Below are 7,514 nucleotides of genomic sequence, written 5' to 3' on the forward strand. Positions count from 1 at the left end.
GTCGCGCAGCGGGCTCTCCCACGCGTCGCCGAGACCAGCGACCTGGGTCGCCATAAGCGCGTCATGCATCGGGCTCTCCCACACGGAAGCCTTGACGAGGTCGCGCAGCGGGCTCTCCCACGCGTCGCCGAGACCAGCGACCTGGGTCGCCATGAGCTCGTCGGCCATCTTCCGGATGCCTTCGGTCGCCTGCTCGCTCGGTTCCGATCCGCCCGGTTCCTCCACGGCCACCAGGATAGACCGCCCCGTTCGCGGCACTGTCCCACGAACATCGACGCTAATCCGATGAACGCCGATCGTCTGTCCGCATCGAGTTGGCACGGTCCTATGCGACCCTCGCTCTTCCCAAACCTTGCCTCTGGCGGGTAGGGCCTCCGGCCCTACGACCCGGAGGTGGCCTCCGGCGGCCGGGGCTACTCGCCCCTGGACCCTCGGCGGCTCTGGGATGGCCGGCAGATCAGATGCGCCCGTCGCACACCACAGGCAGCCAGATCGCGCCTCGGTGGCGAAGGTCGTTCGTCCGGTGGGGCGCTCCACCTTCACCACCGAGGCGCGATCCGGCCGGACGAAGCCTGCGCGACGGGATGGCCCACCAACCCCCACAACCGCCACCAACGCGAAGGTCAAAAGCCAGCCAACACACCGCTCTAAACGATCTCCGCTGGGCCGTCTGTGGGCCGTCTGGGCCGTCACCGGGCCGTCAAAGGCCACCCAACATCGACCAACGTCGACCAGTACCGCCGTTCGAAACAGCAGCTCAGGCAGGGTGAGCAGGGCAGCTACCAGGAGAACGACGGGCGAGTCGGCCTGTACGCCGGATTCTGTGTCCGTCGCCCGAAGGCGGCGGTGGCGGCCATCCATCTAGGCCTGCCGTTGCCGGCAGGCTCGAGCGGCCTACCCGCAGGCTCGGGCGGGCAGCCCTCGAACGCCTGCGCAGGTTGTCCATCCTGTCGGTCGGACGACCCTTTTGGCCTTGCTCCGGGTGGGGTTTACCAAGCCGCTCCGGTCGCCCGGTGCGCTGGTGGGCTCTTACCCCGCCGTTTCACCCTTACCAGGCGCGTACGCCTGGCGGTTTGTTTTCTGTGGCACTTTCCCGCGGGTCACCCCGGGTTGCCGTTAACAACCACCCTGCCCTGCGGAGTCCGGACGTTCCTCGGCGACGGCCCTCACAGGCCGCCGACGCGACCGCCCAGCCGACTCGCCCGTCAGGCCCTATCCTACCGGTGCCGTTAGGCTGCCCTCCGATGGATCTCCTGCATGCCGTTCTGCTGCTCGCCGCCGGTTTGGCGGCCGGGTTCATGAACGCGATCGCCGGCGGGGGGTCGCTCATCACGTTTCCCGCGCTGCTCGGGGTCGGGCTCGCGGCCGTGCCGGCCAACGTCAGCAACAGCGTCGCCGTGTGTCCGGGCTACTTCGCCGCCGTGTACGGGAGTCGCAAGGAGCTGCGTGGCCAGGAACGCCGGACGTACCTGCTCCTGCCCACGGCCGTCGTCGGCGCGGTCGCCGGGTGTGTGCTGCTGCTGATCACTCCCGAGTCGGCCTTCGACAAGGTGGTGCCGTTCCTGGTGCTCGGCGCGACCGCGGTGCTGGCCTTCCAGGACCAGCTCCGCCGCGTGGTCGGGCACCCGGCGCGGATCAGCCGAACCCGACAACAAGCGATGTTGTACGGCATCGTCGGCGTCGGCAGTGTCTACGGTGGATATTTCGGTGCCGCGCTCGGCGTGCTGTTCGTCGCCGGGCTGGCGCTCGTCCTCGACGAGAACCTCGCTCGAGTCACCGCCGTGAAGAACGTGCTGTCCGCGACCGTCGGGCTGACCACGGTGGTCGTGTTCGCGCTCTTCGGACCGGTCAACTGGGCGACCGTGGCGGTGCTGGCACCGGCCGCGCTGGTCGGCGGCTACGTCGGCGCCCGCCTCGCCCGCCGCCTCCCCAGCAAGGTCCTCAAGGCGGTCATCGTCGTCTTCGGCACCGGCATCGGCATCTACCTACTGATCCACGCCTTCATCTGACCGCACGGCCCCGGTCCGCGGCCTGCGTCGGGGGCGCCCGGCCCCTGGAGCCCAGACACGGTGGTGGCGGCTTTGGCGCTGGCATCGGGTTGATCCCTCCTTCACCTGGACGGGCGGCCCTTGTCCGCGTGGCCCTGTTCTGGCGATTGATGCGACGAGCGTCGGGTCCAGCCGCCCAGACCCAGACATGCTGGTGGCGGCACTGGCATCGGGTTGATCCACGCCGGCCTCGGACCGCGTGGACCACGGCGCGGGGACCGTCCTGCCGACCAACGCGACCTGCGTCGAGCCCCGCCCCCGACATGGTGGGGGCGACATCCGCCGTCCTCGACCTGGTGGCCGACCCCGACGCGGCGCATCTCGGCCTCGATGACCTCCCGGGGCGAGCGGCGGGCAGCGGCCCGGATCACCGGCACCCCGGCGATCCCGAGCCACCCGCTGCGACCCCGGCGCGGCCCGCGTTGATCGGCAGGACACGCCCTTAGGCGCCGGCCCGCTCGCCGGCAAAGACGGGCTGCGGTCGTGACGCCAGGATCACCGTCGCCGATAGCACCACCGGTGCGGCCGCTGCGGCAAAGCAGACCGCCAGCGGCGCCCGGCTGATCAGCAGGCCGACGGCCGCGCTGCCGCCCGACGAGCCGGCGTTGAAGGCCGTGTTGACCCAGGTGCCTGCCCGGGTACGGGCCTCCGAAGGCACCGACCGGTCCGCCAACAGGTAGGTGATCGTCAAGGTGGGCGCGACGAACAGGCCGGCCAGCGCCGCGGCGGCGGCCAGCGCGGCGATCCCCGGCGCCAACCCGGCCACCGCGAGGACGGCGGCCAGCGAGACGGCCAGCACCGCCAACTGGCTGCGCTGCGACGTGGTCCAGGCGCGCGCCCCGTACGCGATGCCGCCGACCGCGCTCCCGGCCGCCAACGCCGCCTCGACCCAGGCCACGGCGGCGGTCTGGTCGCGGTTCGTCGCGAACGCGACGATCAGCAGGCCCAGCGCCCCCAACCCGATGCCGACACCGCAGGCCACGAGCACCGGCTCAAGGCGCGCCCGGTTGATCCGCACCGCGGCGACGGGTCCGGCCGCCCGACGCGGCCAGGCCCGGGCGACCGGCGAGGAGACCATCGCCAGCGTGCCCGTGAGCACGAGCACCGCAGCCAGCGCGACGCCGGCCGCGGGCGCGCCGGCCGCGATGCACAGGCCGGCCACCAATGGCCCGGTCACGAACAGCAACTCCTCGGCGACGGTGTCGAGGGCGAAGGCCCGCTGCCGCCCGGCGTCGTCGGGCAGCAGGTGGCTCCACATGGCCCGCATCACCGGACCGAGCGGCGGCGCGCACGCACCCGCGAGCGCCGTCAGGACGAGCAGGACCCCACCCGGCGTGCCCGGGCGCCAGGTGGTGACGGCCAGCGCCGCCAACAGGCCGGCATAGGCGCCGGCCAGCAGCGGCAGCACCCGCCGTGGCCCGAAGCGGTCGACCAGCCCGGCCCGCAGCGGCGCCACGAGGACGGTGCCGAGCCCGAACAGCGCGATCGCGCCGCCGGCCAGGGCATAGGAGCCGGTCGCGAGGGTGAGCGCGACCGTGAGCGAGACAAACACGACACCGTAGGAAAGGCGGCCGACCAGGGCCGCGACGAAGGTACGAAGGGCATGCGGAGTCCGCAGCACAGCACGGTAGGAAATGGTGATCTGTTCCTCGGGATGCCGGCGTCGCTGAGGGACGCCGTGGTGAGTAGGGACGCCAGGGCGCGCACGCGAAGGTGCGGCGGGCGTCGGCCTACGCACGAGAGAGGAACATGGCCGCGACGATAGCAGCAGAATGATCAGCGCCGCCCCGGGCGCAGCACGGAGAGCGCGAAGAACGAGCACGCCGCGCAGGGTGGGTCGTGGCGGCACCTGAGCCAACGGTGGCGCCTCCTCGCCGACGACGAGGAGGCGCCGCCGGCGTCATGCGGTCTTCGGGGACGGTGCGGGGTCGAGGTCCGGGTCCGTGCTCGTGGGTTGGGCCGGCACCGAGGCCCGCGCGTCGCCCTCGTCGGCGAAGTAGTCGTCCGGCTGCGTGTCGTCGCCGCCGTCCGGCACCTTGCCCGCGCGCAGTGCCAGCGTGACCAGCGCCGCCACCAACAGGTTGACGGCCACCGCGACCAGGCCCACGTACACCGTGGTCTTGGAATCGGTGAAGCCGAACTTGTCCAGAGCGAACGCCGAGCCGCCGAAGTGGGCGCGGCCTGTCGCGGCGTTGGGGATCTGCCACAGCATCCAGAAGCCGAGCAGCATGCCCGCCGCCCAGCCGGCGATCAGGCCGCCGCGGTGGAACCAGCGGGTGTAGATGCCCAGCGCGACCGCCGGCAGCGTCTGCAGGATGATCACGCCGCCGATGAGTTGCAGGTCGATCGAGAACTGCGGGTCGAGGAAGACGATGCAGGCGACCGCGCCGACCTTGACCACCAGCGACGTGATCTTGGAGACGTTGGCCTCCTGGGCCGGTGTCGCGTCGCGCTTCAGGTATTCCTTGTAGATGTTGCGGGTGAACAGGTTGGCCGCGGCGATCGACATGATCGCGGCCGGGACAAGGGCGCCGATGCCGATCGCGGCGAACGCGATGCCCGTGAACCACGACGGGAACTGCTGGTCGAAGAGCAGCGGCACCACCGTGTTGCTGTCGACCGAGCCCTCCTTGGCGCCCGGCAGCGGCGTGACGCCGGCCGCGATGGCCATGAAGCCCAGCAGCGCGATCAGGCCGAGCAGCAGGCTGTAGGCCGGCAGCGCCGACATGTTGCGCTTGATCACGTCGCGGCTGCGGCTGGCCAGCACGCCCGTGAGGCTGTGCGGGTAGAGGAACAGCGCGAGCGCCGAGCCGAGCGCGAGCGTGATGTATTGCCACTGGTTGCCCGCGTTGAGCAGGATGCCGTCGTTGGGGTTCGGTGAGGCGTCGAACTTCGCGTCGGCCGCGTCGAAGATCTTGCCCCAACCACCCAGCTTGTACGGCAGGTAAATGATCGCCACCAGGATCACGATGTAGATCAGCGTGTCCTTGACGAACGCGATCAGCGCCGGCGCCCGCAGCCCGGACTGGTAGGTGTAGGCCGCCAGGATCGCGAACGCGATGATGATCGGCAGGTGCCGGGCGAGCGCGCTGTCGCCGGTCACGCCCATCGTCTTGAGCACGGCCTCGATGCCGACGAGCTGCAGGGCGATGTAGGGCATCGTCGCCACGATGCCGGTGATCGCGATCAGCAGCGCGAGGGTCGGCGACTGGAACCGCGACCGCACGAAGTCGGCCGGCGTCACGAAACCGTGCCGGTGCGAGACCGACCAGAGCCGCACCAGGACCAGGAAGACCAGGGGATAGATGATGATCGTGTACGGGACGGCGAAGAACCCGGCCGCGCCCGCGCCGAAGAGCAGGGCGGGGACCGCGACGAAGGTGTACGCGGTGTAGAGGTCGCCGCCGACCAGGAACCAGGTGATCCAGCCGCCGAAGCTGCGCCCGCCCAGGCCCCACTCGTCGAGGTGGGCCATGTCGTTGGGGGCGCGCCACCGCGCGGCGACGAAGCCCATGCCGCTGACCAGCAGGAACAGCAGCGTGAAGATGACGATCTCGGTGACGTGGTCGCCCATCGTGCTCACCCCCGCTTCTTGGTCATCTGGTAGACGACCGTGGTCGTCGAGACGCCGAGGGCGATGAACAGCAGCTGCAGCCAGTAGAACGTCGGAAAGCCGAACAGCCGCGGCGAGTCATGGTTGAACAGCGGCGTGAGCAGCGGGATGACGATCGGCACGAACAGCAGCCAGTTCCACGGGCTCTTGTCCTTCGCGCGAGCGCGGGCGGTCGCGGGAGCCACCGCGGGCGCGCTCTCGGCGCGCACTTCTGGATCACTCATGACAAACCTCCGGCCGTCATGGTTCTTTTGACGGCCGGAGGTTAACTGTCCGGTGTGACATTAATCGCCGTTCAACGGAGCCGACGCGCTGAACGGCTACTCAAATGCGCCGAACGGCGCACCTGATCAGGGCGTCCACAAGCCCAGATGCAGGGTCTTCGTCAGGGTCGCGTTGTCGTCGTCGCCGTCCAGCGACCAGACCATCGCGCCGCCGAGCCGCTCGCCGCGGATCCACAGCGCCTTCTGCAGCAGGACCGCCGGGTCGTCGTACGTCCAGAAGGTCGTGCCGTTGTAGAGCCAGGCCGTGCCCGCCCGCAGGTCGCGGTAGACGCGGTACCCGTCCGTGCCGATCTTGGTCTTGAGGACCTTGTAGTCCTCGGAGCCCGGCTCCCAGGTCGCCGGCGCGGCGCCGCCGGTCGAGGTGCCGAACAGGCCGTTGCGCCCACCGGTCACGCCGGTCCAGCCGCGGCCGTAGTACGGGATGCCGACGACGAGCTTGTCCCGCGGCGCGCCGCGGTCCCGCCAGGCCCGGATGGTGTTCTCGATCGAGAACGAGGGCCCGGGTGCGCCGGCCGGGATGCGCAGCGCCGACTGCTGATTGGCGGTCGCCTCCCAGGTGCCGTGGAAGTCGTACCCCTGGACGGTCGCGAAGTCCAGGTTCTTCATGACCTTGGTGACCTCGTACCCGGCGTCGATGTTCGTGGGGTTCGCCGGGAGGAAGGCGCTGAGCTCGAAGTGCTTCTTCTGGGTCTTGCCGTAGGCGTCGAGCTGCTTGCGGAACTCCGCCACCAGTGCCGTGAAGTTCTGCTTGTCCTCGGGCCGGTAGACCGTGTCGACGTCGCCGGGCGCTCCCGGCCACTCCCAGTCGAGGTCGATGCCGTCGAACACGCCGTGCAGGGTGCCCGGCCCGCCCGCGCTGCCGTCGGGGTTGGGCAGGTTGCCCTTGAGGTAGAGGTCGATGCAGGAGCTCACGAAGGCCTTGCGGGACGCGTCGGTGAGCGCCGCGTCGGAGAAGTGCGTCGACCAGGACCAGCCGCCGAGCGAGATCAGCACCTTGAGCTTCGGGTACTTGACCTTCAGTTTCTGCAGCTGCCCGAAGTTGCCGTTGAGCGGCTCGCCCCAGTTGTCGCCGACGCCGTCGACGCTCTCCTCGGCCGGCACGGTCCGCTGGTAGTCGGCCCACGGGTCACCCTCGGGCGCCGCACCGTCCACATAGCACCTGCCGTCGGGACTGACGTTGCCGAACGCGTAGTTGAGGTGCGTCAACCGCGCGGCGGCACCGGAGGTGTCGAGCTTCTTGACCGGGAAGGCCCGGCCGTAGATGCCCCATTGCGTGAAGTAGCCGACCTGGCGGAAGCTCTGACCCTTACGTTCGGTCGCGGCGGCCGGCGCCGCGCCGACGGCGGTGACGAGGAGCGTTGCTACGGCCGCCATGGCGGCGAATCTGCGCATCTGGACTCCTGTCCGGGAAGAAACAGTAAGGCTTCTTTCCTGTTGCAGTCCGCAAAACGTAGGCCGTCGATCCGTTGTGCGTCAAGATATGGTGCGCTGATGGCGTACGACGCCCGTTCGGAGAGCCAGCGCCTGATCCGCGAAGGGCTGCCGGATCGGCCCGTTCGGCTGAGCCGG

General features: G+C 70.1%; 6 protein-coding genes and 1 other RNA gene. 1 reads left to right on the forward strand and 6 read right to left on the reverse strand.

Annotated features, from left to right (window positions below; translation table 11 throughout):
- On the reverse strand, window positions 1–225 hold a 225-nt coding region (locus tag Air01nite_RS40030), incomplete at its 3' end, for a hypothetical protein (protein WP_203708649.1).
- A 569-nt stretch (window positions 226–794) separates the two neighbouring features.
- Window positions 795–1,201: RNase P RNA component class A (rnpB, locus tag Air01nite_RS40035), an RNA gene on the reverse strand.
- Window positions 1,202–1,244: 43 nt separating this feature from the next.
- Between rnpB and Air01nite_RS40040 the strand changes: the two genes are divergently transcribed.
- On the forward strand, window positions 1,245–2,009 hold the full coding sequence (locus Air01nite_RS40040; RefSeq protein WP_203708651.1) for a sulfite exporter TauE/SafE family protein: 765 nt from the start codon (window positions 1,245–1,247) through the stop codon (window positions 2,007–2,009).
- A gap of 481 nt (window positions 2,010–2,490) precedes the next feature.
- On the opposite strand, the gene Air01nite_RS40045 is transcribed toward Air01nite_RS40040, so the two are convergent.
- The 4 genes from Air01nite_RS40045 to Air01nite_RS40060 form a co-directional block, all read right to left on the reverse strand.
- Window positions 2,491–3,897: an MFS transporter gene (locus tag Air01nite_RS40045; protein ID WP_308440012.1), complete on the reverse strand. Its 1,407-nt coding sequence runs from the start codon at window positions 3,895–3,897 to the stop codon at window positions 2,491–2,493.
- A gap of 51 nt (window positions 3,898–3,948) precedes the next feature.
- A complete protein-coding gene (gene mctP / locus Air01nite_RS40050) occupies window positions 3,949–5,622 on the reverse strand; it encodes a monocarboxylate uptake permease MctP (protein WP_203708658.1) in 1,674 nt (557 codons plus the stop codon).
- Window positions 5,623–5,627: 5 nt separating this feature from the next.
- Window positions 5,628–5,885 (reverse strand): DUF3311 domain-containing protein, encoded by a 258-nt coding sequence (locus Air01nite_RS40055; protein WP_203708655.1) that lies wholly within the window; start codon window positions 5,883–5,885, stop codon window positions 5,628–5,630.
- Window positions 5,886–6,011: 126 nt separating this feature from the next.
- Window positions 6,012–7,337, reverse strand: a complete 1,326-nt coding sequence (locus tag Air01nite_RS40060; RefSeq protein WP_203708657.1) for a glycoside hydrolase family 18 protein — start codon at window positions 7,335–7,337, stop codon at window positions 6,012–6,014.
- Window positions 7,338–7,514 lie beyond the last annotated feature (177 nt).

Source organism: Asanoa iriomotensis (assembly GCF_016862515.1).
Lineage (GTDB): Bacteria > Actinomycetota > Actinomycetes > Mycobacteriales > Micromonosporaceae > Asanoa > Asanoa iriomotensis.